Annotated in this window: 2 protein-coding genes; one reads left to right on the top strand and one right to left on the bottom strand. The window is 64.1% G+C overall.

Annotated elements, in window-relative coordinates; genetic code table 11:
• Window positions 1-114: 114 nt before the first annotated feature.
• Complete coding sequence (locus EOA19_RS34865; protein WP_127331216.1) at window positions 115-813, bottom strand: YafY family protein; 699 nt, start codon at window positions 811-813, stop codon at window positions 115-117.
• Between the two features lie 129 nt (window positions 814-942).
• Here EOA19_RS34865 and EOA19_RS34860 point away from each other — a divergent pair, with 129 nt between their 5' ends.
• The gene (locus tag EOA19_RS34860; RefSeq protein ID WP_128306113.1) at window positions 943-1,578 is read left to right on the top strand and encodes a LysE family translocator; all 636 of its coding nucleotides are present in this window, start codon (window positions 943-945) and stop codon (window positions 1,576-1,578) included.
• Window positions 1,579-1,588 lie beyond the last annotated feature (10 nt).

Genomic DNA, 1,588 nt, shown 5'->3' with positions numbered 1-1,588 from the left:
ACTGAACTGACCGCTCGGCTTCGTCGTCATCGCAAGATCCCCGTTTCAAAAACAGGGAACCACATCCACACAATTTTGCAACAGGCCCACACAAGGGGAGAAGGGGAAATCGCGTCAGCCGCCAACCGCCGCATTGATCTCCCACCCGCTCACCCAGACCTGCCGCAAGCGGTCGCCTTCGCCCTTGAAGCGCAGCCCCGTCGCCTGGCAATCCTCGATCCGGTCGCTGCGGAAATTGCGGATCGCCTGGCGCAGCTCGCACCAGGCGACGATGTTGGCGGTTTCGGCGTAGTAAATGAGCGCGATCGGGCGGATGAGGCGCTCGGAGGCGCGGCCCATTTCGTCGCGATAGGAGAGGTCGAGCTTCTCCTCGTCGCGGATGGCGCGTCGCACCAGCGCTAGGTCGATCGCGCCGGTCGAGGGCGCGGCGAACCCCCACGCATGCAGCGCATTGGCGTCGAATGCCTGGCGCAAGGGTGGTGGCACCGCGCCGGCGATCTTGGCGCTGACGCGCTTGGCCGCCTGCTTGAGCTCGCTGTCGCCCGTGCGCTCCAGCAGCGCCAGCGACAGGACGATCGCCTCCATCTCCTCGATCGAGAACATCAGCGGCGGCAGGTCGAAGCCGGGGCGCAGGATATAGCCGATGCCGCGCCCGCCCTCGATCGGCACGCGCATCGCCTGCAGCGCTGCGATGTCGCGATAGATCGAGCGTACCGTCACTTCCAGCCGCTCGGCAATCGTCGCCGCCGTCACCGGCTGCCGCGCCAGCCGCACGATCTGGATGATCTCGAACAGGCGTGACGCCTTGCGCACTTTTTTCCCCGGGTTGCGAGCCCAACTGACACAGCATTGTCAGTTGGGCTGACCTATAGGAGCGCCTATCGACTTGAAAATCAACAGGTTCCGCTGCGGTTTGGCGGAGCGAGGCGGCAGGCAACTGACATGGGCTATGCGGAAAATCTCTGGCTTTTCTTTATCCTGCTGTTCGGCATCATCGCCGTTCCGGGCATGGACATGCTCTTCGTGCTTGCCAATGCACTGACCGGCGGGCGCGACAGGGGTCTCGCCGCGACCGGCGGCATCATGGTCGGCGGCATGGTGCACACGCTGAACGGCGCCATCGGCGTCGGCCTGCTGATGCATTTCGTGCCGATCCTGTTCAAGCCGCTTCTGCTTGCCGGCGCCGCCTACATGGCCTTTATCGGTATCACGCTGATGCGCAGTTCCATCACTGTCGGTCAGGAGGGGCCTGCCGGCAGCCGGTCCGCATGGAAGGCCTTTCGCCAGGGTTTTGTGACCTGCCTGATCAACCCGAAGGCATACCTGTTCGTGCTTGCCGTCTACCCGCAGTTCCTGAAACCGGACTACGGTCCGATCTGGATGCAGGCGACGATCATGGGGCTGCTGACCGTGGTGACGCAGGCTGCGATCTATGGCGGGCTGGCGATCACGGCCGGCCGCAGCCGCAACCTTCTGATCGCCAATCCGCGGGCCACCATTTTTGCCGGCCGGGCGGCCGGACTGCTGCTCTTTGCCGTGTCGGTGTTTACCGCATGGGAAGGACTGAGAGCGGCGTAGGGATTTCTTG

Origin of the sequence: Mesorhizobium sp. M7A.F.Ca.US.010.02.1.1, assembly GCF_004023085.1 — a bacterium.
Lineage (GTDB): Bacteria > Pseudomonadota > Alphaproteobacteria > Rhizobiales > Rhizobiaceae > Mesorhizobium.
This window is presented reverse-complemented; position numbering and strand designations above follow the sequence as displayed.

Bases quoted from the DNA above. Each gene is read 5' to 3' on its own strand.
- EOA19_RS34860 (WP_128306113.1), top strand. From the start codon at position 943: ATGGGCTATGCGGAAAATCTCTGGCTTTTCTTTATCCTGCTGTTCGGC.